This is a genomic window from Stenotrophomonas sp. GW821-FHT09E08 (genome assembly GCF_059416125.1).
Window position 1 is genome coordinate 185,941 of record NZ_JBWKOO010000004.1, and the last position, 25,702, is coordinate 211,642.

26 protein-coding genes, 2 tRNA genes and 1 pseudogene are annotated in these 25,702 nt (G+C 66.1%); 9 read left to right on the forward strand and 20 right to left on the reverse strand.

Going from position 1 to position 25,702, the window contains the following annotated elements; all coding sequences use genetic code 11:
- Positions 1–132 precede the first annotated feature (132 nt).
- From ampE to AC07M7_RS07760, 5 genes are all read right to left on the reverse strand, one after another.
- Positions 133–1,020, reverse strand: a complete 888-nt coding sequence (gene ampE, locus AC07M7_RS07740) for a regulatory signaling modulator protein AmpE (protein WP_046983698.1) — start codon at positions 1,018–1,020, stop codon at positions 133–135.
- 146 nt (positions 1,021–1,166) lie between these two features.
- Complete coding sequence (gene nudC / locus AC07M7_RS07745) at positions 1,167–2,072, reverse strand: NAD(+) diphosphatase (RefSeq protein ID WP_136639165.1); 906 nt, start codon at positions 2,070–2,072, stop codon at positions 1,167–1,169.
- 118 nt (positions 2,073–2,190) lie between these two features.
- Positions 2,191–2,583 carry an iron-sulfur cluster insertion protein ErpA gene (gene erpA, locus AC07M7_RS07750; RefSeq protein WP_495207073.1) on the reverse strand — a complete coding sequence of 131 codons (393 nt, stop codon included), beginning with the start codon at positions 2,581–2,583 and terminating at the stop codon, positions 2,191–2,193.
- A 31-nt stretch (positions 2,584–2,614) separates the two neighbouring features.
- On the reverse strand, positions 2,615–3,079 hold the full coding sequence (locus AC07M7_RS07755; protein ID WP_046983695.1) for a bactofilin family protein: 465 nt from the start codon (positions 3,077–3,079) through the stop codon (positions 2,615–2,617).
- A gap of 4 nt (positions 3,080–3,083) precedes the next feature.
- Complete coding sequence (locus AC07M7_RS07760; protein ID WP_012512305.1) at positions 3,084–3,827, reverse strand: DUF6776 family protein; 744 nt, start codon at positions 3,825–3,827, stop codon at positions 3,084–3,086.
- A gap of 179 nt (positions 3,828–4,006) precedes the next feature.
- Here AC07M7_RS07760 and AC07M7_RS07765 point away from each other — a divergent pair, with 179 nt between their 5' ends.
- From AC07M7_RS07765 to AC07M7_RS07775, 3 genes are read left to right on the forward strand one after another with little or no spacing between them, the layout of a single operon-like run.
- Positions 4,007–4,624: a DUF4126 domain-containing protein gene (locus AC07M7_RS07765; protein ID WP_046983694.1), complete on the forward strand. Its 618-nt coding sequence runs from the start codon at positions 4,007–4,009 to the stop codon at positions 4,622–4,624.
- A 44-nt stretch (positions 4,625–4,668) separates the two neighbouring features.
- Positions 4,669–6,555, forward strand: coding sequence for an EAL domain-containing protein (locus AC07M7_RS07770; RefSeq protein WP_495207074.1), 1,887 nt, complete (start codon positions 4,669–4,671; stop codon positions 6,553–6,555).
- 1 nt (position 6,556) lies between these two features.
- Entirely contained in the window at positions 6,557–8,755 is a 2,199-nt protein-coding gene (locus AC07M7_RS07775) for an ATP-binding protein (protein WP_495207075.1), read from the forward strand.
- Positions 8,756–8,813: 58 nt separating this feature from the next.
- Here AC07M7_RS07775 and bfr read toward each other — a convergent pair whose 3' ends face one another.
- The 3 genes from bfr to AC07M7_RS07790 form a co-directional block, all read right to left on the reverse strand.
- A complete protein-coding gene (bfr, locus tag AC07M7_RS07780; RefSeq protein WP_006398834.1) occupies positions 8,814–9,284 on the reverse strand; it encodes a bacterioferritin in 471 nt (156 codons plus the stop codon).
- A gap of 144 nt (positions 9,285–9,428) precedes the next feature.
- Positions 9,429–9,638 carry a (2Fe-2S)-binding protein gene (locus tag AC07M7_RS07785; protein WP_032951724.1) on the reverse strand — a complete coding sequence of 70 codons (210 nt, stop codon included), beginning with the start codon at positions 9,636–9,638 and terminating at the stop codon, positions 9,429–9,431.
- Positions 9,639–9,746: 108 nt separating this feature from the next.
- Entirely contained in the window at positions 9,747–10,367 is a 621-nt protein-coding gene (locus AC07M7_RS07790; protein WP_006398836.1) for an RNA pyrophosphohydrolase, read from the reverse strand.
- 120 nt (positions 10,368–10,487) lie between these two features.
- On the opposite strand from AC07M7_RS07790, the gene AC07M7_RS07795 reads away from it, so the two are divergent.
- Both AC07M7_RS07795 and AC07M7_RS07800 read left to right on the forward strand, forming a co-directional pair.
- Positions 10,488–10,564 (forward strand) — tRNA-Met (locus AC07M7_RS07795).
- Positions 10,565–10,622: 58 nt separating this feature from the next.
- Positions 10,623–10,697: transfer RNA gene (locus AC07M7_RS07800), tRNA-Gln, on the forward strand.
- A 238-nt stretch (positions 10,698–10,935) separates the two neighbouring features.
- Here the strand turns inward: AC07M7_RS07800 and rpsI are convergent.
- Together rpsI and rplM are read right to left on the reverse strand one after the other, a co-directional pair.
- Positions 10,936–11,328 (reverse strand): 30S ribosomal protein S9, encoded by a 393-nt coding sequence (rpsI, locus tag AC07M7_RS07805; protein ID WP_005411311.1) that lies wholly within the window; start codon positions 11,326–11,328, stop codon positions 10,936–10,938.
- A 2-nt stretch (positions 11,329–11,330) separates the two neighbouring features.
- Positions 11,331–11,759: a 50S ribosomal protein L13 gene (rplM, locus tag AC07M7_RS07810; RefSeq protein WP_006398837.1), complete on the reverse strand. Its 429-nt coding sequence runs from the start codon at positions 11,757–11,759 to the stop codon at positions 11,331–11,333.
- Between the two features lie 196 nt (positions 11,760–11,955).
- Between rplM and coq7 the strand changes: the two are divergent.
- A pseudogene (coq7, locus tag AC07M7_RS07815) lies at positions 11,956–12,594 on the forward strand (2-polyprenyl-3-methyl-6-methoxy-1,4-benzoquinone monooxygenase); the annotation flags it as partial.
- A 9-nt stretch (positions 12,595–12,603) separates the two neighbouring features.
- Here the strand turns inward: coq7 and AC07M7_RS07820 are convergent.
- The gene (locus tag AC07M7_RS07820) at positions 12,604–12,924 is read right to left on the reverse strand and encodes a DMT family transporter (protein WP_005411314.1); all 321 of its coding nucleotides are present in this window, start codon (positions 12,922–12,924) and stop codon (positions 12,604–12,606) included.
- A 167-nt stretch (positions 12,925–13,091) separates the two neighbouring features.
- Complete coding sequence (speD, locus tag AC07M7_RS07825) at positions 13,092–13,886, reverse strand: adenosylmethionine decarboxylase (RefSeq protein WP_006473908.1); 795 nt, start codon at positions 13,884–13,886, stop codon at positions 13,092–13,094.
- A 149-nt stretch (positions 13,887–14,035) separates the two neighbouring features.
- Between speD and crp the strand changes: the two genes are divergently transcribed.
- Positions 14,036–14,725, forward strand: coding sequence for a cAMP-activated global transcriptional regulator CRP (gene crp / locus AC07M7_RS07830; protein ID WP_010482649.1), 690 nt, complete (start codon positions 14,036–14,038; stop codon positions 14,723–14,725).
- 55 nt (positions 14,726–14,780) lie between these two features.
- Entirely contained in the window at positions 14,781–15,542 is a 762-nt protein-coding gene (locus AC07M7_RS07835; protein WP_046983690.1) for a sulfite exporter TauE/SafE family protein, read from the forward strand.
- Between the two features lie 101 nt (positions 15,543–15,643).
- On the opposite strand, the gene AC07M7_RS07840 is transcribed toward AC07M7_RS07835, so the two are convergent.
- The 7 genes from AC07M7_RS07840 to AC07M7_RS07870 form a co-directional block, all read right to left on the reverse strand.
- On the reverse strand, positions 15,644–16,360 hold the full coding sequence (locus AC07M7_RS07840; RefSeq protein WP_136639161.1) for a haloacid dehalogenase-like hydrolase: 717 nt from the start codon (positions 16,358–16,360) through the stop codon (positions 15,644–15,646).
- On the reverse strand, positions 16,357–17,151 hold the full coding sequence (gene trpC, locus AC07M7_RS07845; RefSeq protein ID WP_495207076.1) for an indole-3-glycerol phosphate synthase TrpC: 795 nt from the start codon (positions 17,149–17,151) through the stop codon (positions 16,357–16,359). Before trpC ends, AC07M7_RS07840 begins: the two co-directional genes overlap by 4 nt.
- Before the next feature lie 74 nt (positions 17,152–17,225).
- Positions 17,226–18,257 (reverse strand): anthranilate phosphoribosyltransferase, encoded by a 1,032-nt coding sequence (trpD, locus tag AC07M7_RS07850; protein ID WP_046983687.1) that lies wholly within the window; start codon positions 18,255–18,257, stop codon positions 17,226–17,228.
- Between the two features lie 16 nt (positions 18,258–18,273).
- Positions 18,274–18,861 carry an anthranilate synthase component II gene (locus AC07M7_RS07855; protein ID WP_065723589.1) on the reverse strand — a complete coding sequence of 196 codons (588 nt, stop codon included), beginning with the start codon at positions 18,859–18,861 and terminating at the stop codon, positions 18,274–18,276.
- A gap of 2 nt (positions 18,862–18,863) precedes the next feature.
- On the reverse strand, positions 18,864–19,643 hold the full coding sequence (locus tag AC07M7_RS07860; protein ID WP_046983685.1) for an SIMPL domain-containing protein: 780 nt from the start codon (positions 19,641–19,643) through the stop codon (positions 18,864–18,866).
- Between the two features lie 67 nt (positions 19,644–19,710).
- Positions 19,711–21,186, reverse strand: a complete 1,476-nt coding sequence (gene trpE / locus AC07M7_RS07865; protein ID WP_480983118.1) for an anthranilate synthase component I — start codon at positions 21,184–21,186, stop codon at positions 19,711–19,713.
- Between the two features lie 176 nt (positions 21,187–21,362).
- Positions 21,363–23,744, reverse strand: coding sequence for a Tle-like phospholipase domain-containing protein (locus AC07M7_RS07870; protein ID WP_495207077.1), 2,382 nt, complete (start codon positions 23,742–23,744; stop codon positions 21,363–21,365).
- On the opposite strand from AC07M7_RS07870, the gene AC07M7_RS07875 reads away from it, so the two are divergent.
- Positions 23,682–24,707, forward strand: coding sequence for an ankyrin repeat domain-containing protein (locus tag AC07M7_RS07875; protein ID WP_495207078.1), 1,026 nt, complete (start codon positions 23,682–23,684; stop codon positions 24,705–24,707). The two genes, AC07M7_RS07870 and AC07M7_RS07875, sit on opposite strands and share 63 nt — an antisense overlap.
- An 8-nt stretch (positions 24,708–24,715) precedes the next feature.
- On the opposite strand, the gene yegS is transcribed toward AC07M7_RS07875, so the two are convergent.
- Positions 24,716–25,648 (reverse strand): lipid kinase YegS, encoded by a 933-nt coding sequence (gene yegS, locus AC07M7_RS07880; RefSeq protein ID WP_253079260.1) that lies wholly within the window; start codon positions 25,646–25,648, stop codon positions 24,716–24,718.
- Positions 25,649–25,702: the final 54 nt, after the last annotated feature.

Genomic DNA, 25,702 nt, shown 5'->3' on the forward strand with positions numbered 1-25,702 from the left:
CCCAGGGACGGGTTTACGGCGTGTCCTGCAGCCCCACACCGTCCCGCCCAACCATCAGCAATCCAGAGCTGCTGTTGCTGTTGCTCCGACCTTTGCCTCTGCAGGTGCAGGGCTGCAAGCCCGGCAAAGCCACTACGTCACCCAGCCTGCAATCACCAGCAGGGCGAGGATCGCCAGCCACAGCAGCAGCATCCGCCACACCAGGCTCATCGCATCGCGCAGGTCCGGCAGCCGCTGCCATACCGGCAACAGTCCCGCCTCGGTGTAATCGTGCGCATCCTCGCGCAGCTCGGCGTTGACGCTGGCCCGTGCCACCGCGCCAAGAAAGCCGATGTCACCGGCCAGGCGTTCGCCATGGGCCTGGCGCCAGGCCTTCCACGCCGTATCGAAGTTACCCACCAGCGCCATCGAGAACGCCATCAACTGCGCCACCGGCCACTCGATCCAGCCCAGTAGGCGTTGTGCCAGTGCCAGCGGCTCCACCGGCACGCGCGCGCGCATCGGGCTTTCCGCCATCAGTGCCAGCAGACGGTACCCCAGCGCACCGGCCGGGCCCAGCAGCAGGAACCAGAACAGCACCGCGAACCAGCGCCGCAGCGCGTTGAGTACGGTCGCCTCGACCAGTGACGGAATGTCCTCGCGCAGGCTGCCGCCGGCCGACTGCAGGTTGCGCACCGCCGCCTGACGCGTCGCGGCATCGTCGGCATCGATGATCGCTTCGATATCGCGGTCCAGGTCGCGCGGGCCCCAGCACCACGCCAGTACCGCCACGCCCAGCAGCAACGATGGCAGGCCGAACAGCGCGCCGCGCAGCAGCCAGGCCAGCAGCGCCATCAGCAGCAGCGGCGGCAGCAGCGCCAGGGCCACGCCTGCCGGCCCCTGCCAGGCCTTGCCACCCCGCGCGTCCAGCCAGCCCAGCCAGCGCCGGAAGCCATCGAAACGGCGCAGCGAAGCGGCAGCGGCCGGAGCCACATGGCCCAAGGCCAGTGCCACCAGCACGGCGGCCAGAGTGGTGAACATGGCAGGTCTCCCTACGAAACAGAACGCTAGGCGTCGCTACCTTACCTGTCGCAGCGACGCCTCCTGCGATGGATCGCACTGTAACCCGAGGCGTGTTCAGGTGGCGGCAATGCTGGCACCAGAACACGCCTGGCAGCCCCTGGCCATCACCCCTGCTGCTGGCGGTACCAATGCTCGATCAGGCCCCGCGAGATCGAGATCGGCGGCGACAGGCGGATGCCCTGACCATCGTCCTCGACATCACGTGCCAGCGCCGCGCCGACGTCTTCGGCGCTGAACCAGCGCGCGTCTTCCAGCTCTCCGTCCACGGTCGGCAGGTCATCCTGGGCCTGCGCACGGAAGCCGATCATCAGCGCACCAGGGAACGGCCACGGCTGCGAACCGAGGTATTGGCAGGCGGTCACCCGCACCTTGCTTTCCTCGTGTACTTCGCGCACTACGGTCTGTTCGAAGGTCTCGCCCGGTTCGACAAAGCCGGCCAGCACCGAGTAACGGCGCGGCGCCCAGTTCGACTGCCGGCCCAGCAGCAGCCGGCCTTGGTTCTCCACCGCCACGATCACCGCCGGATCGACCCGAGGGTAGTGCTCGGTGGAACACTGCGTGCAACGGCCGACAAAGCCGCCACGGGCAAATGCCACGGCACCGCCGCACACGCCACAGAAGCGGGTGCGCGAATGCCAGTAGGACATGCCGCGGGCATAGCTGAAGGCGGTCGCATCGGCCATCGACCACAGCAGGGCGGCCTGGCGCAGGTCGAGCCGGCGCGGCGCAGTAACCGAAACGCTGGCGGCTTCGACCGAGAACCAGGCCTGCTCGCCACGCAGGCCGAGGAAGACTGCGGCACCAGGGCCACCACCGATGTCGGCGCCGGTCAGCGCCAAGGGCTGGTCGTCATCGCCGGTGAAGGCGGTACCGTCCTGATCGAGCACGAGAATGCGCGCGCCCGGCCACAGGCGCGCCAGTGCATCGGCATCGTCGCGCAGGGCATCGGCGCGCTCCAGCGGTTCGCCCACGAAGGCGAAACCGGAAAGCGGCGAAGGAGTATTGGGCATCCGGCAAGCGTGCCGTCAATCGATGCGGGTGGCAAGCCGCAGGCTTTGCGGAAACCAGCTGTGGGGTGAAGCTTGCTCCACACACCTTGTCGCGCAGGGGGCAGGCCCCGCGGCCTGTTTACATGCTGAAGCTGCTGCCGCAGCCGCAGGTAGTCTTGGCGTTCGGGTTGCGGATCACGAACTGGGCACCGGTCAGGCTCTCGGTGTAGTCCACCTCGGCACCCATCAGGTACTGCAGGCTCAGCGGATCGACCAGCAGGGTCACCCCGCTGGTCTGCACCGCCAGATCATCCTCGGCACGGTTCTCGTCGAACTCGAACCCATACTGGAAGCCCGAACAGCCGCCCCCCTCGATGTACACGCGCAGGGCCAGGTCGAGGTTGCCCTCTTCCTGGATCAGGGATTTGACCTTGGCGGCCGCCGACTCGGTGAAGTTCAGCGGGCGCTCCAGCGACTGGTAATCGGGCGCGGCGACCGGGCTGGCGCCGGGCAGGGAGACTAGCGTGCTCATGGTCTCAGCATGGGGGCGTCGACGCTGGGTTTCAAGCCATCGCCTCGGCCAGCTTGCGGCGCGCGGCGGTATCGCCCTTGCCACCGTTGGCGTCGTCGCTTTCCGGGGCCGGCAGGGCCGCCATCGGGGCGCTGGCGTGGATCAGGCGTCCATTCAGCTGGGCCCCCGCATTCATCTCCACCACCTGGTAATGGACATTGCCGTTGACCCGCGCGCTCGGGGTCAGCTCGACCTTCTCGGTGGCGTGCACGTCGCCGTCGAGACGACCGCTGATGACCACCACCTGGGCGCGGATCTCACCCTCGATCACACCATGCTCGGCGACCGTCAGGGTCGCGCCACTGGCACCTTCAGCGGCGATCACCTTGCCATGGATGCGGCCTTCCACGTACAGCCCGCCACTGAATTCCACATCACCGCGGATCACCACCTGGTTGCCGATCAGGGCATCCACCACCAGCTGGCCTTCACGGTTGGATTTGCTGCTTCCGAACATCTGCCTACTCCCCTTTGGCGGCCGGCGCACCGGCCTGTTTCCAGTCGAATACCTGGGTGGTGCCCCCCGCACCACTCCCCAATGTCACCCGCACGCGTTGCGGGGTGAAGTCAGCCGGCAGCATCACGCTGCCGCTGATCTGCTGGAAGTACCGGAACGAGTAATCCTGTCCCGGCACCTTGCTGCGCTGGTGCAGATCATCCCAGCTGATCGTGGCCAGCTTGCCGTTCTTCACGCCTTCCACGGTGAAGCGCATCTGCCCCTGGCTGATGGCACCGCGGTTGAGGTTCTGGGTCAGCACGGCGGTGTACTGCCAGGTGCCGGCCGCTTCCGGGCTGAACTCGATGGAATGGGTGTTCAGGCCCTTGCGCTGGCTGGTCGAACCCACCAGTCGCTCATAGAAGGCGACGTCGGCGCGCAGGCCGGCGATTTCTTCGTCACGCTCGGCCAGCGAGGACTGCACCTCGGTATTGGCGGCGCGGCTGATGCGGTCGGAGGCTTCCAGCGTGGCCTGTTTCTGGCGCAACTCGGTCAGCTGCGTCTGCAGGCCCTCGGCACGCTTCTCGGCGGCCTGCAGGCGCTGGCCCTGCGCATCGCGCGGCGTGGCCATCCAGCAGCCACCCAGCGCGGCCAACACCAGGCTGAGCAGCCAGATGCCACCGATCACCAGCAGGCGGCGACGGTCCATCGGCGGTTGCGGCGCGCCGGGCAGGCGCACCTGCACGCGCATGGGTGGGCGGTTGTTCATGGGTGGTTTCCGGGGCATCGCGAGGGCGACACCGATACGGCCCCTGTGGCAAACGACGGGCTAGTGTATGACAGGACAGGTGGGTTTCCTGCGCAGGGACCGGCGGCGGTCTGTGGCGTTCAGGCACGCCATCGCCGATAGTGTGGCCCCCTGCACAGTTCCGTCGCCGGAGCATCGCCATGACCGAAGCCCACCTGTTCGTGATCGGCATCCTGCTGGCCTGGCTGGCCGGTATTCGCGTCTACCTCACCGTGTTCGGCGTCGGCCTGGCCGGCCTGCTCGGCTGGGTCGACCTGCCACCCGCCCTGCAGGCCACCGAGTCATGGTGGGTGCTGGGCACCTCCGCGGCGCTGGCCGTGGCCGAATTCTTCGCCGACAAGATTCCCGGCGTGGACTCGGCCTGGGACCTTGTGCAGACGCTCGCGCGCGTGCCTGCCGGTGCCTTCCTCGCCGCCGCCACGCTGTCGCCCGATGGGCAGCTGGGCACCGGCGCGCTTGCTGCCGGTGCCGGTGTCGCGTTGGCCAGCCATGGCCTGAAGGCCGGCACCCGCGCGTTGCTCAACACCTCGCCGGAACCGGCCAGCAACTGGGTCGCGTCCGCTGCCGAAGACACCGTGGTGATCGGCGGCCTGGCACTGGCCCTGGCACATCCGTGGATCGCGCTGATCGTGGTGCTGGCCTGCAGCCTGGCCGGTGCCCTGCTGGTGTGGCTGGTCTGGCGCACCCTGTGGAAAGGCGTGCGCTGGCTGGCACGCGGTGTCGCCGCAGACGGTCCGCGACAGCCCGGCACCGGTTGAACGCCGGGCTTGTCGCATAATGGACGCGAACACCAGGAGCACCGATGGCCGCAAACGAATCCCCCGCGGGCGCCCGCCCGGGACGCGCTGAAACCCCTCCGGCCGATCATTGGCAACGCTGGACCGCTGAACCGGCAAGTCCGGTCGCAGCCGCCGCGGCGGCAACCCCGTCGCTGGCCGCGGTTGACACGCCGGCGACGATCGGCAGCGCACCGCCGCCGCTGCCCGGCCCTGGCGCACTGGCTGAAGCAGGCAACAATGACCAGGCACCGCCGCCCTCCGATTCGCCCTACCGCGTGCTGATCGTCGAGGATGACCGCGCCCAGGCCCTGTTCGCGCAGAGCGTACTGCACGGTGCCGGGATGCAGGCGATCGTGCACAGCGATGCCGATGGCGCGCTGCAGGCCATCAAGGAACATCGCCCCGACCTGATCCTGATGGACCTGCACCTGCCCGGCCTGGACGGCATGCGCCTGACCGCGCTGATCCGCCAGCAGCCTGGCCTGCAGTTGCTGCCGATCGTGTTCCTCAGCGGCGATCCGGATCCGGAGCGCCAGTTCGAGGTGCTCGACAGCGGTGCAGATGACTACCTGAGCAAGCCGATCCGCCCCCGCCACCTGATCGCGGCGGTGGCCAACCGCATCCGCCGCGCACGTGCCCAGGCCGCAACCTTGCCCGGTGCCACCGGCGCACCGGCCACCAGCAATCCGGAAACCGGCCTGCCGACCCGCCACCACGTGCTGCAGCAGCTCAACACCGCGCTCGCCCACCGCGACCACGGGGGCGTGTTCTTCATTGAAGTGGCCAGCGCGCTGGGCCTGCGCGAGCGCTACGGCTATGCCGCGTTCGAGCGCCTGATGGTGCAGGCCGGGCAGCGCCTGGCCGAAGCCGGTCATCCGCACCTGCTGGCGCGCTTGAACGACAACAGTTTCCTGCTGCTGGCCCGCAGTGCTGACGAAGACAGCCTCGAAGGCATCGCCGCGACCCTGCGCGAGCAGTTGTCGGCGCGGGCCTTCGTGATCCGCGACGACGAATCGGTGCACCTGCGCGGCGTGGTCGGTTACGCGCCGATGTCGCCGGGCTTCGACGATGCCAACAGCGCGCTGGAAGCGGTCGAGCGCACCACCCTGCAGGCGCGCCTGCTCAGCGCCGGCGTCGCCGGCCATGTGCATCGCCAGGCGATCACCGAACAGGAACACCTGGCCCTGCTGGAAGGCCAACTGGAACTGGCCTACCAGCCGATCGTCGCCGTCGCCGGCGGCAACACCGCGCAGTACCAGCTGTTGCTGCGCCTGCGCCAGGCCGATGGCACGGTACTGGCGGCCGGCCAGGTGATTCCGGCTGCGGAAGCGGCAGGCCGCATCGCTGATCTCGACCAGCAGGTGATGGACCATGCGCTGGGCCTGCTCGATCTGTACCGGCATGCCACGCAACCGTTGAACCTGTTCGTGTCGCAGTCGCTGCGTACCCTGCAGCGCGATGCCTTCGCCGACTGGCTGCTGGAATCGCTGCAGCGGCGCGACCTGCCCGGTAGCGCGCTGGTGATCGACGTACGCCTGCCCGACGCGTTGATCCACACCGTGCCACTGCAGCAGTTCTGCCAGCGCATGGCCGGCGCCGGAGTGCGTTTCTGCCTGAGCCAGTTCGAACCCAGTGCCGACGCCGATGCACTGCTGACCCAGCTGCCGCTATCGTTCGTGCGCATGGCCGCGCGCTTCTCCAGCAGCCATGCCAACCCGGCCACCCGCGAAGAACTGCGCAGGGCGATCGAGCAGGCGCATGCCGCCGGCCTGCAGATCATCGGGCAGCAGATCGAAGACCCACAAGCCGCAGCCGCGATGTGGGTCGGTGGCGTCGACTACATCCAGGGCAACATGGTGCAGTCGGCCGGCAGTGACCTGAACTTCGACTTCCACAACGCGGTGCTCTGACGTGCCGCTGTGGGGCGCGCTGCTGGTTGCCCTTGCTGCGGCCGCCATCGTGCTGCTGATGGGCCTGCGCCTGCGTACGCGCAACCGTGCGCTGGCCAGCCTGCAGCGCGAGCGCAGCGTACTGGCCAGCGAGCGCGACCAGCTGCGCCGCACCACCGAACGCCAGGGCCAGCTGGAACAGCAGCTGCTGCAGGCCAAGCAGGCCGCCGAAGCGGCGGTGCTGGCCAAGGGCGAGTTCCTGGCCACGATGAGCCATGAGATCCGCACCCCGCTCAACGGCATCCTGCCGATGCTGGAGCTGATCGCACGTGGACCGCTGGGCGAGGACCAGCGACAGATGCTGGCCACCGCCTCGGCCAGCTCGCAGCAGCTGCTGCGCATCGTCGACGACATCCTCGATTACTCGCGCCTGGAAGCGCAGGCGCTGGAACTGGAGATCACCAGCTTCAACCTGCGCGAGCTGCTCGATGGCGTGGTGCAGCTGATGCAGCGCGCCGCCGATTCGAAGGGCCTGGTACTGGGCCTGCAGCTGGACCCGTCGGTGCGGCTGCCGGTGCGTGGTGACCCGGTGCGCCTGCGCCAAGTGCTCAGCAACCTGCTTGCGAACGCGATCAAGTTCACCGCGCGTGGCCAGGTGCAGCTGCGCGTGCAACGGCTGGGCGAAGGTGCCGCGCAGCACCAGCTGCGCTTCGAGATCACCGATACCGGCATCGGCATCGACCAGGCACTGCAGGCGCGCCTGTTCCAGTCCTTCAGCCAGGCCGATGCCTCGACCACCCGCATCTACGGTGGCACCGGCCTGGGCCTGGCCATCTGCAAGCGCATCATCGACCTGATGCAGGGCCGCATCGGCGTGCAGTCCACGCCTGGCCAGGGTGCCACGTTCTGGTTCGAGATTCCGCTGCTGAAGGTCCCCGGCGACCTGCCCGCGATGGCGCGCGCACCGGCAGCGCTGCTGTTGTTCAGCGCCGATGCCTCGCTACAGGCACGCGTCGAGCGCGTCGCGGCCCACCACGGCCTGCAGGTTCAACCGCTGCCGCAACTGGATACGCTGGTCGAACGCCTGCGCGCGGTACCGCGCCCGGGCCAGCAGGCGTCCGTCTGGCTGCTGGTTGATGCACGTGCGCGCCGCAACGGCGAGGTGACGCTGCAGCGGGCGTTGGCCGAACGTGGCGAGGACGACGCACTGCGGGTGCTGTGGCTGCAGGACGAGGCGCTCCCGCCGCACCCGCGCCAGCACCAGCTACCCGCCCATTTCGATGATGCCGCCCTGCATGCGCTGCTGGCCGTTCCGGTGGCGCATGCGCGCCCGGCTGCGCTGCTGGCCAACGCCGAAGATGGGCAGCCGGCAGCGGCATTGCCGCCGCTGCACCTGCGCGTGCTGCTGGTGGAAGACAACACGGTCAACCGCATGGTGGCCGAACAACTGCTGCGGGTGTTCCAGTGCGAGGTGCGCAACGCCAGCGATGGCGAACAGGCACTGCTCGCGCTGCGCGAGGGCGGCGTGGATGTGGTGCTGATGGACTGCCAGATGCCGGTGCTGGATGGCTACGCCGCCACCCGCCAGTGGCGCGCCGAGGAAGCGGAATCCGGTCGCCCGCGGTTGCCGATCATCGCAATGACCGCCAATGCCATGGCCGGTGACCGCGAACGCTGCCTGCAGGCCGGAATGGATGACTACCTGTCCAAGCCGATCGCGCGCGCCACGTTGCATGCGCTGTTGAAGCGCTGGGGGCAACGATCGAGCGATGTCGCAGCGTCGAGCTTGCTCGACGGCAACGCCCCCGCGGCCGGTCGAGCCCCGCCAGCCGAGCATGGCTCGGCTCTACAAAACACAAAAGGCCACGCCGCTCCGCAGTCGGTGCTTGACCGCGGTGTTCTGGACGAACTGCACGCGGTGATCGGCGATGCCGCGCTCCAGATCGTCGCGGTGTTCCTGGAAGATGCACCCGCAATGGTGCAGCAGCTTCAGCAGGCCGCGCAGAACGGCGACGAGCCGCGCCTGCAGGCACTCGCGCACACCCTGAAATCATCCAGTGCGAATGTGGGCGTGTTGTCGCTGTCGGCGGTCGCGCAGCGCATCGAGCATGAAGCCCGTGCCGGCAGCCTGCAGCGCCCCGCCGTGGCGGTGGCGCTGCTGGTTGCGGAATTCGCCCGGGCGCGCGTGGCGCTGACGGGCTACCTGGCACAGCATCGGTAGCGTCGAGCTTGCTCGACCATCGCCATGCTGGACACAGTCGAGCAAGCTCGACGCTAAGTCACTCTTCCAGCTTGCTCAGCAGGTACTTCGGCTCACCGATACGCTCGATCAGGTCGAGCTGGGTTTCCAGCCAGTCAATGTGTTCTTCCTCCGAATCGAGGATCTTCACGAACAGCTGGCGGCTGACGTAGTCGCCGACTGAATCGGAATAGGCCACGGCCTCGCGCAGGGTGACCACGCCGTCGCGTTCCAGCGACAGGTCACACTGCAGGATCTCGGTCGGGTTCTCGCCGATGCGAAGCTTGCCCAGCGCCTGGAAGTTCGGCAGGCCTTCGAGGAACAGGATGCGGTCGGCGAGCATGTCGGCATGCTTCATCTCGTCGATCGATTCCTTGTACTCGTGTTCGGCCAGTTCCTTGATGCCCCAGTTCTTCAGCATCTTGGCATGCAGGAAGTACTGGTTGATCGCGGTCAGCTCGTTGTAGAGGACCTTGTTGAGGAATTCGATGACCTTGCTGTCGCCCTTCATGGGGGTGCTCCTGCGCGCTGAAAACGCAGGCACTTTAGCGCCTTGCGCGCGCCGGTGAAGGAACGCGAATCGTGCGCATTGGCCTGTGCGGCACGCAGTGAAGGGAACGAGTGAGCGGCGTCAATGCGCCGCGAAAAAGGTTGCTCAGGCGACCTGTGCCAGGCCGAGCACCGGCAACGGCAGGTCGTGGGTGGCGCGCGCCTTGGCCAGCAGTTCGCCGGCCATGTCCAGGCAGGAACCGCAGGTGGCGCCACAGCCGGTACGCATGGTCAGCTCGGCCACCGACGTGACGCCATGGCTGGCGGCTTCGCGGATCTGGTGGTCGGTGACTCCGTTGCAGATGCAGACGTACACAGGCGTAAACCGGGCTGACAGGCCAGAGGTGGCCTGTTGGCTATTCCAATGGAAACGAGAATGGTTGTCAATCAGAGACCTGAACCATTCTCGATACCGTTCAGCCGGTTACGCCGGCGGCACGTCGCCCTGCGCCTTCTTCGGCCAGTAGCCACGGCTGCGCGGACGCTTTCGCGGGCGATCGTGGCCAGCCGTGTGGCCGGGCATCCAGGCCTCGGCAGCACTCTTGGGCATGGCCGTGACGCCCTGCCCGGCCACCCCGCGTGCCAGCGGCGCCAAATGTCGCAAAGCGCGTGCATAGACGCCGCGCTTGAACATCACCACATGCTCCACCGGGTACCAGAAATCCACCCAGCGCCAGTGGTCGAACTCCGGCGAATCGGTATGGTCCAGGCACACATGGGATTCGTCACCGGTCAGGCGCAGCAGGAACCAGACCTGCTTCTGGCCGATGCAGACCTGCCGCTCGTTGCGGCGGATGGCCCGCGCCGGCAGCTTGTAGCGCAGCCAGCCGGGCGTTGCCCCGAGCACTTCCACGTGCTCAGGCAGCAGGCCGGTCTCTTCCTGCAGTTCACGATACATGGCCTCGACAGGCGTCTCGTCGGTATTCATGCCACCCTGCGGGAACTGCCAGCCATCCCGGCGCACACGTCGTGCCCAGAACACCTGGCCGTCCTGCCGCATCAGCACAATGCCGACGTTCGGTCGATAGCCGTCCGGATCGATCACGATGCGGACTCCTAAAAAATCTACTGGTTGGGACTATCCCATGCCGTCTGTCGGCCTACAAGCACGACACAAAAGTGTTGACAGGGTCGATACACATCAGCAGAATAGCGGGCTCACCGAGGCTATGTAGCTCAGCCGGTTAGAGCACAGCACTCATAATGCTGGGGTCGGTGGTTCGAGTCCACCCATAGCCACCACACTGAAATCCAAGTTGTTTTTCAGTGTGAAAAGTGAGAAAATAGTTACACGTTACATTGCCCCGTCGCCAAGCGGTAAGGCACCTGACTCTGACTCAGGCATTCGGTGGTTCGAATCCATCCGGGGCAGCCAGATTAAAAAGCAAAAGGCCAGATCGAAAGATCTGGCCTTTTGCTTTTTAATCTGGTCCCGCAACCTGGCGAAGAGCAGCCGAGCATCGGCTCGGCGCTACAGGAAGCCAAGGGTAGTGCCGGCCGCTGGCCAGCAACCTCAAAATGCATACCCCCAGAACGACAAAAGCCCGGCCGAAGCCGGGCTTTTGCTTTTCCATCCAGCGGGCCCCCGAAGGAGCCCAACCAGGCGCGGTAGATCAGCGCTTGGAGAACTGGGTGGCGCGACGGGCCTTGTGCAGACCGACCTTCTTACGCTCGACTTCACGGGCGTCACGGGTCATGAAGCCAGCCTTGCGCAGCTCGGACTTCAGGGTTTCGTCGTACTCGACCAGCGCACGGGCGATGCCCAGACGGATCGCACCGGCCTGGCCGGTGGTGCCGCCGCCAGCGGCGGTGACCAGGATGTCGAAGCTTTCGGTGTTCTTGGTCAGCTCGAGCGGCTGGCGCACGATCATGCGCGCGGTCTCACGACCGAAGAACTCGTCCAGCGGACGGCCATTGACGGTGATGTTGCCCGAACCCTTGCGCAGGAACACGCGAGCGGTGGAGGACTTGCGGCGGCCAGTGCCGTAGTTTTGAGTGATAGCCATGATTAGATATCCAGAACCTGCGGCTGCTGTGCGGCGTGCGGATGCTCAGTGCCGGCGTAGACCTTGAGCTTGCGGTACATCTGGCGACCCAGCGGGCCCTTCGGCAGCATGCCCTTGACGGCAGTCTCGATCACGCGCTCCGGGTGGCGCTCCAGCGCCTGAGCCAGGGACTCGGTCTTCAGGTTGCCGATGTAGCCGGTGAAACGGTGATACATCTTGTCCTGCAGCTTCTTGCCGGTGACGACAATCTTTTCTGCATTGATGACGACCAGGTAGTCGCCGGTATCAACGTGCGGGGTGTAGACCGGCTTGTGCTTGCCACGCAGACGGCGGGCCAGCTCGGTGCAGAGACGGCCCAGGGTCTTGCCCTCGGCGTCGACGAGGTACCAGTCGCGCTGGACGGTCTCGTTCTTGGCAGTGAAAGTGCTCATGAAGAACTCTAGTTAGGTCGGGCTCATTGCGGCGAAGGACTCGCCGGAACTCTGCCACGCGTTGTGAAAGATGAAGCGTAAGAGGCGGGATTGTACGCAGGTCAAGCCCCCGGTGCAAGCCACCCCCAGCCGCGGGTTGGCAGGGGCACGGGGCCGGGCGAGAATCGCGGGGTCTTCCGCCCCATCGCGTACCGCCATGACCGTGCTCCGCCAGACCACCCCGCTGGATCATCTGCTGACCGAGGCGCAACGCGCCCTGGACACGGTCTTCGGCAATCCGCCGGCGGCCCGCCCCTACCCGGCCGCGGATACCGACGAGCCGGGCATGGACAGCGTCGAGCGCCGCCACGCGGCCGGCCTGATGCGGATCAACCACGTGGGCGAAGTCTGCGCACAGGGCCTGTACTTCGGCCAGGCCGCCGTGGCCCGCGACCCGGCCACGCGCGAACACCTGCTGGAAGCGGCGCAGGAAGAAACCGACCACCTGGCGTGGTGCGCCACCCGGCTGGGCGAGCTGGACAGCCGCCCAAGCCTGTTCAACCCGCTGTGGTATGCCGGCAGCTACACCATCGGCACCCTGGCCGGGCTGCGCGGCGACGGCTGGAACCTGGGCTTCGTGGTCGAGACCGAGCGCCAGGTGGAGGCCCATCTGGACGAACACCTGGTCGATCTGCCCCCAGGCGACCTGCGCAGCCGCGCGGTCATCAAGGTGATGAAGGACGACGAGGCCCGCCACGCGGAGCACGCCGAGCGGGCCGGCGCACGCCGCCTGCCGTTCCCGATTCCGGGCGCGATGGCGCTGGCCTCCAAGGTGATGAAGACCATCGCCTACCGGCACTACCAGTTAATTGGGCGAGACCAGCTTCAGGCCGATCACGCCAGCCACGATCAGGCCCACGCAGGCCAGGCGTGCCGGCGACGCACTATCGTTGAACAGGTAGATGCCCAGCACCGCCACGCCCATGGCGCCGATGCCGGTCCAGATCGCATAGGCCGTGCCGACCGGGATGCTCTTCATCGCCTGGCTCATCAGGTACAGGCTGATCAGCGCGGACACCACCGTGGCGGCGGTGGGCAGGGGTTTGCTGAAGCCTTCGGAGTACTTCATTCCGAGGGCGAAACCGATCTCGAACAGGCCGGCCAGCAGCAGATAGATCCAGGGCATGGGTGGGGGCTCCTTACCTTTTTTGAAAAAACGAAACGGCCCGGTGTTTTCACACCGGGCCGTGGGTCGGTACATCACCGTGGAACTATACAGTGCGCAAAGCGCAGGTTCCACGGGGCGGGTCGTCCCGCCTGGGTGGCGATGCCTGCCGGCATCGCGCACGGGGCTTACTCGGACAGGTTCCGGCCGTGGAACAGCTCTTCGATCTCGCGCTTGAGCAGCGCTTCGATCTTCATGCGTTCCTTGAACGACAGGTTCTTGGCCTTCTCCTCGAACAGGTACTGGTCCAGGTCGAAGTCCTTCAGGTGCATCTTCGTGTGGAAGATGTTTTCCTGGTAGACGTTGACGTCGAACATCTCGTAACGCGACTTGATGTTCTTGGCAAGGAAGTTCTGGATCGAGTTGATCTTGTGGTCGATGTAGTGCTTCTTGCCCTTCACATCGCGGGTGAAGCCACGCACGCGGTAGTCCATGATCACGATGTCCGATTCCAGACTCTCGATCAGGTAGTTCAGCGCCTTCAGCGGCGAAATGACGCCACAGGTAGCCACATCGATGTCGGCGCGGAAGGTCGCGATACCTTCCTGCGGGTGCGTTTCCGGATAGGTGTGCACGGTGATGTGCGACTTGTCCATGTGCGCGACCACGGCATCGGAGATCAGCTCCTTGCCGGCCTGCTTCTTGTCGATCACCGGTTCTTCGGAGATCAGGATCGTCACCGAGGCACCCTGCGGATCGTAATCCTGGCGGGCCACGTTGAGGATGTTGGCGCCGATGATCTCAGCGACATCGGTCAAGATTTGAGTCAGCCTGTCGGCGTTGTACTCTTCATCGATGTATTCAATGTAACGCTGACGCTCCTCTTCGGTGCGCGCGTAACACACGTCATAGATGTTGAAGCTCAGCGCCTTGGTGAGGTTGTTGAAACCCTGCAGCCTCAGGCGAGGCAACGGCTTGACCACGGCGGTCGATTCCTGTGTAAGAAGGGAAAGGGTGAATTATGGGGCAAACTGTCCCCGGGGGGAACGTGAAGACCGCTCACATCTGGCACACTGTTTGCCCTTAACAATTGCGCTGGTTAAGCTCCGCTATCGACCCCGTGAATCCGTTCATGCGCAGAGGGAGCGCTCCTATCGTGTCAACCGTGCGCCTAGCTAGCAGTCCACTGGCCCTGGATATCGCCACAATCGATCGTTTCCTGGCGCACAGCCACAGGCGGCGATACCCCACCCGTACCGACGTCTTCCGACCCGGTGACCCGGCGGGAACCCTGTATTACGTCATCAGCGGCTCGGTTTCGATCATGGCCGAGGAAGATGACGATCGCGAGCTGGTACTGGGCTACTTCGGTGCCGGCGAGTTTGTCGGCGAGATGGGCCTGTTCGTTGAATCGGACCGCCGCGAGGTGATCCTGCGGACCCGTACCGCCTGCGAGCTGGCCGAAATCAGCTACGAGCGCCTGCACCAGCTGTTCCTCGGCCCGCTGTCGGCCGATGCCCCGCGCCTGCTCTACGCGCTGGGCCAGCAGATCTCCAAGCGCCTGCTCGACACCAGCCGCAAGGCCAGTCGCCTGGCGTTCCTGGACGTCACTGACCGGATCGTGCGCACCCTGCACGACCTGGCGCAGGAGCCGGAGGCGATGAGCCACCCGCAGGGCAGCCAGCTGCGCGTCTCGCGGCAGGAACTGGCCCGTCTGGTGGGCTGCTCGCGCGAAATGGCTGGCCGCGTGCTGAAGAAGCTGCAGACCGACGGCCTGCTGCATGCACGTGGCAAGACCGTGGTGCTGTACGGCACCCGTTGAGCAACCGGTGGGTGCGGACCTTGGTCCGCACTCCTTCGCGCGCTAGGCTCGGTGCATGGAACTGAGCAGCGAATTCTGGTGGTTCATCCTCATCGGCCTCGGCGCGCAGCTGGTGGACGGCGCGCTGGGCATGGCGTTCGGCCTGGTGTCCTCGTCGGTGATGCTGAGCATGGGCCTGCCGCCGGCGCAGGTCAGCGCCAGCATCCACACTGCGGAAGTGTTCACCACCGGCGCCTCGGGTGTGTCGCACCTGGCAGCCGGCAATGTCGATAAGCGCCTGTTCCTGCGTCTGGCACTGCCCGGCGCAGTGGGCGGCGCCGTGGGCGCCTACGTGCTCACCCAGATCCCCGGCGACATCATCCGGCCACTGATCTACCTCTACCTGCTGGTGCTGGCCATCATCATCCTGGCCCGCGCGGCCGGGCGCTGGATGCCCCAGGGCGAGATCCGTCGGGTGCCGGTGCTGGGCTTCTTCGCCGGCCTGCTCGACGCCAGCGGCGGCGGCGGCTGGGGCCCGGTGGCCACCTCCACCCTGCTCGCCCGCGGCGGCCAGGCGCGTACCACCATCGGTACGGTCAACGCGGCCGAGTTCATCGTCACCCTGACCATCTCGGCCACCTTCCTGCTGTCGATGGGCGTGCAGCACCTGCAGATCGTCGCCGGCCTGCTGATCGGCGGCATGATGGCCGCGCCGGTGGCGGCGATCCTGGTCAAGCGGGTGAAGGAGCGCTGGGTGCTGGTGGCCGTCGGCGTGCTGGTGCTGGGCATCAGCCTGTTCCAGATCGGCCACGCGGTGTACGGGCACCTGTACCGCTGACCGCTCGCCGGGCATGGCCCGACGCTACCCGCGTGGGATTCGGTAGTGCCGGCCGCTGGCCGGCACTACCGGGTCCCTGCCCGGCGGGCAGGCGGGATCGATTACGCCTTCTCGCCGCCGCGGTCGACGCAACCCCAGTTGAGGATGCGGGTACCGGCCGGCAGCACGCGGCGGAAGAACTCCACGCGGCCCGGCTTCGGGTTCACCACCACCGGCGCCTTGGCGGCCAGCAGCAGCGGCAGGTCGGCGGTGCTGTCGGAGTAGGCGATGTCGATATCGCCGTAGCCGCGCTCGCGCAGCATGCGCATCTTTTCTTCATTGTGGCAGTGGCGGGTCGGGCCGACCCCGCCCAGCCGCGGGCCGACCTCGGTACCGATCACCGGCACGTCCTGATGGGCGACGAAGGCCAGGATCGCGCGCGCAAGTTCCGGCGGTGCGCCTGTAGCCACCACCACGCGGTCCCCCTTGGCACGGTGCGCGGCGAACACCTCCAGCGCCTGCGGCAGCAGCTTGGCGCGCATCTGCGCCTCATTGCGCAGCACGTAGGCGTCGATCACCTTGTTGAAATCGCGCGCACGGTGCAGGCCGAAACTGCCGATCCACACATAGACCGAAATACCCGTTCGACGGGTCGGCAGCATCGCCACCAGCGGCCCGGCGATCGGGGTGACCAGCAGCGCCGCCAGCATCCGCAGCGGATTACGCTTGATCAGCGAGGCGAACAGGTGGGTGCCCGAATCGCCGTCGTACAGGGTGTGGTCGAAGTCGAAGACCACCAGCGGCGCATCCTCGCGCGGCGTTGGATAGTGCGTTTTCATGCCGCGAAGAATAGCTGACGCAGGCCCTCGCCCGGCTCTTCCACGCGCATGAAGGCCTCGCCCACCAGGAACGAGTGGATGCCGGCGTCGCGCATCAGCGCCACGTCCTGCGGGCAGAGGATGCCGCTCTCGGTGACCAGCAGGCGATCACGCGGCACCGCCTTCTGCATGTCCAGCGTGGTCTGCAGCGACACCTCGAAGGTGCGCAGGTTGCGGTTGTTGATGCCGATCATCGGCGCCGGCACCTGCAGCGCACGCTCCAGCTCGTCGATGTCGTGCACTTCCACCAGCACATCCATGCCCAGCGACATCGCCAGTTCGGACAGCGTGGCCAACTGCGTGTCGTCCAGCGCGGCGACGATCAGCAGGATGCAGTCGGCGCCCAGCACGCGCGCCTCGTACACCTGGTAGGCGTCGATCACGAAGTCCTTGCGCAGCACCGGCAGCGTGCAGGCGTCACGGGCCTGCTGCAGGTAGGCATCGGCACCCTGGAAGAAGTCCACATCGGTCAGCACCGACAGGCAACTGGCGCCGCCGAACTCGTAGCTGACGGCGATGTCGGCCGGGCGGAAATCCGGGCGGATCACGCCCTTGGACGGGCTGGCCTTCTTCACCTCGGCGATCACCGCCGGGTCGCCGTTGGCCACCGCCGCCTGCAGCGCGCGCACGAAGCCACGTACCGGCGGGGCGCTGGCAACGGCGGCCTGCAGGTCCTCGAGGGGACGCTGGGCACGGCGTTGGGCCACTTCTTCGGCCTTGCGGGCCAGGATCGTCTGCAGGATGTCGCTCATCGTCGTCGGTTCAATGCGGGGGCGGTGAGGACGGCCATTATCGGCCATCGAGGGGGTCGGGCTGAACCGCGCGCTCAGGCTACCAGCGCGCGGGTGGTGTCAACGTACTGCTGCAGGCGCTGACGGGCGCTGCCGTTGGCGATGGCGGCACGCGCGCGGGCCAGGCCATCGCCGATGTCGCTGGCCACGCCGGCCACGTACAGCGCGGCGCCTGCGTTCAGGGCCACGATGTCCAGCGCCGGGCCAGGGGTGTTGTCCAGCACCGCACGCAGCATGGCAATGGACTGCTCCGGGCCATCCACGCGCAGGTTGCGGCTGGCCGACATGGCGATGCCGAAGTCCTCCGGGTGGATCTCGTACTCGCGCACCTTGCCGTCACGCAGCTCGCCGACCAGGGTGCCGGCGCCCAGCGAGATCTCGTCCATGTTGTCGCGGCCCCAGACCACCATGGCGCGCTCGGTGCCCAGCTCGCGCAGCACGCGTGCCTGGATACCCACTAAATCGGGGTGGAACACGCCCATCAGCACCGACGGTGCGCTGGCCGGGTTGGTCAGCGGGCCGAGGATGTTGAAGATGGTGCGCACGCCCATCTCGCGGCGCACCGGCGCGACCACCTTCATCGACGGATGGTGGATCGGCGCAAACATGAAGCCGATACCGGTCTGTTCGATGGCCGCGGCCACCTGCGCCGGCTGCAGCTCGATAGCCGCACCCAGCGCTTCGACCGCGTCGGCGCTGCCGGACTTGGACGACACGCTGCGGTTGCCATGCTTGGCCACGCGCGCACCGGCCGCAGCGGCGACGAACATCGCGCAGGTAGAGATGTTGAAGGTGTGCGAGCCATCGCCACCGGTGCCGACGATGTCGACCAGGTGGGTGGTATCGGCCACCGGCACCGCCAGCGCGAATTCACGCATCACCGTTGCCGCAGCGGCGATCTCGTCGATGGTTTCCTTCTTCACCCGCAGGCCGGTGAGGATGGCGGCGGTCATCATCGGCGAGACGTCGCCGCGCATGATCTGCCGCATCAGGTCGACCATTTCGTCGAAGAAGATCTCGCGGTGTTCGATGGTGCGTTGCAGGGCTTCCTGGGGGGAGAAGCTCATCGGAATGCTCCTTGGATCAGGCCGCCGGACGCTGCAGGAAATTGCGCAGCAGGGCGTGGCCGTGTTCGGTGAGGATGGATTCGGGGTGGAACTGCACACCTTCCACCGGGAACTGGCGGTGGCGCAGGCCCATGATCTCTTCGATCGAGCCGTCGTCGTTCTCGGTCCAGGCGGTGACTTCCAGCGCGTCGGGCAGGCTGTTCTTGTCCACCACCAGCGAGTGGTAGCGGGTGGCCTGGTAGCGGTCCGGCAGGCCGGCGAACACGCCCTTGCCTTCATGGCGGATGGGAGATGTCTTGCCGTGCATGATGTTGCCGGCGCGGATGACCGTGCCGCCGTAGACCTGGCCGATGCCCTGGTGGCCCAGGCAGACGCCGAGGATCGGCGTGGTCGGTCCCAGACGCTCGATCAGCGCCAGCGACACGCCCGCTTCGTTGGGCGTGCACGGGCCGGGCGAGATGACGATGCGTTCGGGCTTCTGCGCGGCGATCTCGTCCACGCTCATCGCATCGTTGCGCACCACCTTCACCTCGGCACCCAGCGTCTGCAGGTACTGCACGAGGTTGTAGGTGAAGCTGTCGTAGTTGTCGATCATCCACAACATGGTCAGGTTCCGTCGCTTATCAGGAAAATGGCGTATACGTTTTCGGTGTAGGTGATGGGGCCGGCTTCGATGGATTCGCGTTCAGCGGGCGCCGGTGCCGAGGCCGGTGCGTAGCTGCCGGTCACCGAGATCCTGTCGAGATACTCACCATCCTCGCCCGGCTGCGGCCATTGCCCGGCCTGGATGCCATAGGCAAAGTTCGGCGCCACATCGGAGATGCTGTACAGACCGCGCACTTTTGTTCCATAGGCCTTGGCCAGCCCCTGCGCGGACTCCCGGGTCTTGGCCGCGGCCTCGCCCTTGAGCTCGCGGCGCAGCGCGACTTCACCGGAGTAGGTCGGGGCAACGCTGCTGACCTGCACGTTCTCATTGGCCTTCAGCGCACCCAGCACGTCCTGCATCTGCTTCACGCTGGCGAAACTGGCGCGCAACTGGCGCGACACCTGGGTACCCATGAAGACCTGCCGGCTCTGCTCATAGCGGGTTGCCGGGCCGATCCGCAGGTTGTCCGCACGTACGCTGCCTTCCACCGCCTTGTACTGCTTGAACAGCGCCAGCACGCGGGCAACGTTGTCCTGCACGCGGCGGCGCGCCGCATCCGCATCCATGTCGGTTTCCTCGATGTTCAACTGCAGGCCGAACCGGTCCGGCATCACCACGCGACGCGCCTCGCCCTTCACCAGCAGGTGCGGCTGCGAGGGAATGGTATTGGCCTGCGCCCACGCAGACGGGGCCATCGTGGCCAGCAGTGACGACCACAGCAATGCGCTCAGCAGCTTCATGCGGTACTCCTTGTCTTGAATGGGAACAGCGGAAGGTGCCGCGGCGTCGGCCACGGCACGGCAGAACTCACAGACCCTTGGCGGCCTGGGCGACGGCGCGGAACAGCGCGCGGCCCTTGTTCATCGTCTCGTCCCATTCCTTGTCCGGGTCCGAGTCGTAAACGATGCCGGCACCGGCCTGCACATAAAGGCGGCCGTCCTTGATCACTGCAGTGCGGATCGCGATCGCGGTATCGGCATCGCCGTGCCAGCCGATGTAGCCGATGCTGCCGGCGTAGACATTGCGCTTGATCGGTTCCAGCTCGCGGATCACTTCCAGCGCGCGGATCTTCGGCGCACCACTGACCGTACCGGCCGGGAAGGTGGCGCGCAGCACGTCGGCGTAGCTCAGGCCGGGCTGCAGCTGGCCGGTCACTTCGCTGACGATGTGCATGACATGGCTGTAGCGTTCGATCACGAACTGCTCGCCCACTTCCACGGTGCCCGCCTTCGAAACACGACCGGCGTCGTTGCGGCCGAGGTCGATCAGCATCAGGTGCTCGGCGCGTTCCTTCGGATCGGCCAGCAGCTCGGCTTCCAGCGCCAGGTCCTGCTCGACGGTGGCACCGCGCGGACGCGTGCCGGCGATCGGGCGCACGGTCACTTCACCGTCCTGCAGGCGCACCAGGATTTCCGGCGAGGAACCGACCACCTGCAGGTCGCCGACATCGAGGAAATACATGTACGGCGAAGGATTCAATGCGCGCAACGCGCGGTACACATCCACCGGGCGCGCCTTGAACGGCACGCTCAGGCGCTGGCTGAGCACCACCTGGAAGATGTCGCCGGCGCGGATGTATTCCTTGCTGCGCTGGACCGCATCGACGAAACCTTCGCGGGTGAACCCGGAGACGAAATCGGACTCGTCCAGCACGTCGCTGTTGAGCGGTGCCGGATAGCCGGCCCCCGGTGCGCGCAGCTTGGCGGTCAACGCATCCAGGCGTGCCTGGGCCTGCTCGAACGCACCCTCGACACGCGGGTCGGCATGCACGATCAGGTACAGCCGGCCCTTGAGGTTGTCGAACACCGCCAGTTCGTTGGAGTCCAGCAGCAGAATGTCCGGCGTGCCCAGTTCATCGCGGCCGGCCGGCGGTGCCAGGCGCGGTTCGATGTAGCCGATGCACTCGAAACCGAACCAGCCGACCAGGCCACCGGTGAAGCCCGGCAGGCCGTCCAGCTTCGGCACCGAGTGGGCGCTGCGCAGCGCCTCGACCTCGGCAAACGGATCGGCCACCTCGCGGGTTTCCACCACCTGGCCGTCCTCGCGCACCGTCAGGGTGTGGCCATGGAAGGCGTACACGCGACGTGCCGGCAGGCCGATGATCGAGTAACGACCAAAGCGCTCGCCGCCTTCGACGGATTCAAACAGGTAGGTATTGGGGCCGTCGGCGAGCTTCAGATAAACCGAAAGCGGCGTGTCCAGGTCGGACAGCACTTCGCGGACAACGGGAATATGGGTGTGGCCTTCAGCGGCCTGCTGCAGAAACTGAGCGTGCGAGTTCAAGACGACTTTCCTTCCGGGACACAGCGTTATGGGGACGGACGACGGCAACAGGCCACCATCGCCACCAACGGCGTGCGGAAGAAAGGGTATGCGGGGTCGTCAGGCTGGACACCCGATGACTGTATCGCAGCTTTGGCCGCAGGGAAACCCTTTGGCGACGGGCGGTTTGCGCCGCCCTAGCCCATCCGCCGTGCCTGTTCCTGGGTCTCCTGCACCTGCTGCTGGGCCAGCGATACCCCCTGCGCCTGCTCGCGACTGGCGTTGATCGCGTCAACCTGGGCCGTGCTCGCGCTCAGGGGTTGGGCCATGCCCGCTGCCACATCGACGTGGGCATGGCGGCGGTGCGCGGCGTTCAGGTCCGGCGTATCCACCGCGAAGGCACGGCTGTGATCCTCGCTGAGCACCACGTGGGAAATGGACTCCAGCCCTTCGCGCTTGGCCTGTACGGCCAGTGCGCCGGCGAGCTGGTCGCTCTGCAGGTCAGGCACCCGGTTGTGGGCGCGGTCCAGGGCGTGGACCCCGGTCTGTGCGCCATTGAACAACCGGTAGTCGGTGTGGCCAGGGTCATTGATGCCGTGCCCGCGCGCAGCGGGCTCTGCTGCCACGCTGGCGCGGCGGCCATCCTCGGGATGCTGTATGCGCTGGTGCTGCTCGACCAGCTTGCGGGCGACGGCTTCCTGCTTGATCAGTTCCGAGTCCAGGCTGGGAATGACAGTCTCGGCCATGCCATGGCGGGCAGTTGCCTCGCCAAACGCTGGACCGATGTCACGGATCAGTCGCGCGGACTGAGCGAGATTGGAGAGCTTCACCGCATCCAATGGCAGGACACCGGTGGGTACATGCGTTGCTGCCGCAGTGCCCACCCCCACACTGATGCCCCCGACCGTCGCCATGGCAGCTGGCGCTTGGGCTGTAACGCCCTTTACCTTCGATGCCACCAGGTCATAGCCGCGGTCCACATGGGCGCCGGCGGTGGCAAAACCGTTCTGCAGCTTGCCGGCCACCCACTGCCCGTCATTGCCGATGGCCGTGGCCGTCCGCTCGCCAAAGGCACGCGTCCCCTCGGCATCCGCATGTGCTTGCCGCGATGCGAGCACCGCACGCTGCTCGCCCGTAGTACGTGCCCTTTCGGCCTCTTTGGCCAACCTGTCGGACGCGTCATCCAAACCAATCCGACCGGCTACCCACGACAGTGCGGACATGCCATGGGAACTGGCCTGCGACTGCGCGCGGTGCAGGGTTGCCTCTATGCCTCCGGTCAGCTCGCGCCCGGAGGCGATCACGGTGGTGGTCGCCCGGGTACCCACCTGGAGCGTGGTCGATCCCATGTTCACGACCTGGCCAATGGCCATGCCCTGGGTCCTGAGGATCTGCTCTGCGCCATCGCCGACCCTGTCCAGCACATGCGCGCCAGTCGCACCCGCGCGTTCAACCTGCTCACCGATCACACGCCCACCGCGCATGCCGTAACCAGTGGCGTGCAGCACCGTGGACAGCGGTCCAGCCAGCTCTGCAACCTGGCTTGGCGCCGCTACCTGCGAACGATTGACGATATTGCCCTGTGCGTCGCGTGCCTTGGCCTCGAGCAGCAGTTCGGCACGGCCAGCGGCAACCGGGATATTGCGCAGGGCTTCCTGCCCCGGCTGGGTCGCCAGTTGTTCGATGAACTGCGCTGCGGACGTCTGCGCACCCGGTGGCATCATCTCGCGCAGCTTGTCGCCCACCAGCTTCTGCATGGCGGGCTCCTTCAGCAACATGCCCATTTCATTGGCAAGCACGCCATAGCCGCGACGCTGCTGCTCGCTCAGGCGCTGCATGCCGTTCTGCACGTCATTCAGCACCTCGCCGGTGGTCTGGTAGGTGTGCACGTTTTGTTGCGGGTTGAAGGTGGGCAGACCATTTTCCTTCGCGAAACGAGCCGCCGTTTCCGGATGCAGGCCTGCCGCATTGAAGGTGGTAGCCCGTGCGCCGGTGACGGCCGACGCGGCGGAAGCCATGCCGCCACCGAGGGAGTGACCGGCGATTTCGAAGTTATTGCCAATGCGATCATTCAGCTGCGTGGCAAGTGACATGGCGCGATCGTAGTAGTCGCTTCGCATCCCAATGCCTTGCTGCCCATTGTTCAGAAAATCCTCGCCGCCCGACTCACGCCATCCATTCGGTGCAAGAGGATCGGCGATCTTACCGGTGGAGCCTTTGTAGACCACCACCGGCTTTGCGTCTGCACCGAAAAGCGCTTTGTCGGGAACATATATTTCCGCACGGAATCCAGACTGCGGCGGTTGCAGAAGCTCACGCAACTCTTCGTCAGACATGTTGATGCCTGCAGCGCGCAGTGCATCCGGATCGGAGCTGCCGCGCGTCCATCCCACGGGAGGCGCACCTTCGTGCTTGGCTGATTGATAGACATCAGCTGCGAGACCAGACATTTCACGCGCGTGATAGGTCTCCTGAAGACGATCAGCTTCCCTGTCATTACCGCTTTCCCGCAGCTGTTGAACGAGAAGATCCTGCTGCTGGAGGGCGCGCGCACGCGCCTCGATGTCGGTTCCATTCATGGCAAACTCCATTGCGCCGGGCACGGGCTTGGGCACGCGACGCTTATCGATTATCAGAACTTTTTGCTAATGTCACGTTTCAGCCCAATCATCAGGATGATAATGCGCATTCACTTTCACAAATGTGTGCAGAAAGCCCTCATCTCCGCGGCTTGTCTCACACTTTTGCTGATCAGCGGCTGCGCGGCATCATCGAGTCATGGAGCAGACAACTACTTTGAAGGGAGGGCTCTGCAGCTTGCCATCGCCACGGAAAGCGGCGATTCAAAGGCCATTCGCCGCCTCATCGTTGAAGAGGGTGTCGATCCGGACAAGACGTTCTCGCGTGAAGACGGGATTCCCATGGTCGCCTGGCCTCTACGCACAGGCAGTCTGGACGGCCTCCGCGCACTTCTTGAAAACGGGGCAGATCCAAATGCCCGCGCTTACAAGGTCGTGGATGGCCGCAGACTTGGCTACAACAACGCCATGGTCTACGCCGCAAAGCTGGACGACGCGCGCTACCTGCAGTTGCTGCTCAAGTACGGCGGCGATCCCAACACGCGGAATTCGGCAGGCGAAACGTTGCTGTTTCAAGCCTTCATCGCAGGCAATCAGTGGGAGAACGTGAAACTTCTGATTGAGAATGGAGCGAACATCAATGAATCCAATCGCGGCACCGCCGACACAGTCCTCAGCTGGTACACCACCCGGGGTGGATTCGAGCATGCCTATTGGCTGCTGGAGCACGGGGCCGACCCTACGGTGATGCTGAAATCATCCATCGGCGCTCCCGACAGAATGCTGATCGCCGAGCACATCTTCTGGGGCATCACTACACCCGATCTTCTGCCATGGCAGAAGAAGTGCCAGCAGTGGCTTGTCGCCCGGGGCATCCCTCGTCCCCCGATGCCAAAAGGCATCCGCGACAAGCGTGAAGCCTTCGGCTTCCCCACAAAGGAAGAAGACATTCCGCTGCTCTGATTCCTGTCTCAGCTGCCGGAAAGCAGCACGCAGTCATCCGGCAGATGCATGCGCACCCTGCCGGCCACGCATTCGATGCGGAAGCGGCGTGCCTGCACCGGTTCGCCGTCCAGGTTCAACGTCAACGGCTGCGTTGCGTCGATCTGCAGCCACGGCAGCTGCGCGCGCGTGGCGACACGTTCAAGCGCCGCCTCCTTGCCGCCGGTCAGCATCTGTCCAAGGGTGGCTGCGACTTCACCCTCCAGTTCCGGCACTACGGTGACATCCAGCAGGCCGTCATCGATCAGTGCCTGCGGGCACAGCTGCTGACCACCACCCGCTTGGCGGCCGTTACCGATACCCAGCGCGATGAACCCACCTTCCCACTGGAAATCCGGCCCGCTCAGGCGCGCGGTGATCGGTTCGATGCGACCGAGCTTGGCGATGCCAGTAATGACATACGCCAAACCGCCAAGCATCTTCTTCAAGCCCGCATCGGTTTCCACCGTGACCTGGGTGCCGAAGCCACCGCTGGCGAGGTTGGCGCACCACCATGGCTTGCCGTCGGCATCGACGCGCAGCAGATCCATCGGGCGTGGGTGGCCGCCGGCAACCAGTGCGAAGGCCGCCTGCGGCTCCACCGGAATGCCCGCAGCGGTGGCGAAATCGTTGGCGGTGCCCATCGGGACCAGCGCGAGCGAAGGCAGCGCCTCAGCCGGCTCGTCGCGATGCGCCAGCGTCTCTGCGACCGCGCTGAGCGTGCCGTCGCCACCGGCCGCCACGATCACGTCCACGCCGTGGTCGATGGCCTCGGCGACGTAGCGCTCGGCATCACCGTCTTCCCAGGTCACCCGCACTTCCAGCTGCACACCGCGTTCGCGCCAGTGGCCCACGGCCTCGCGCAGGTCATCGTTGCCTGCGGACTTGCCGTTGAGGATCAGGCGCCAGCGCGGTGTGCTCATGCGGTGCTTCCAGGGAAGGGCGGCACAGGCTAGCAACCGCGCGTTCGGGGCCAG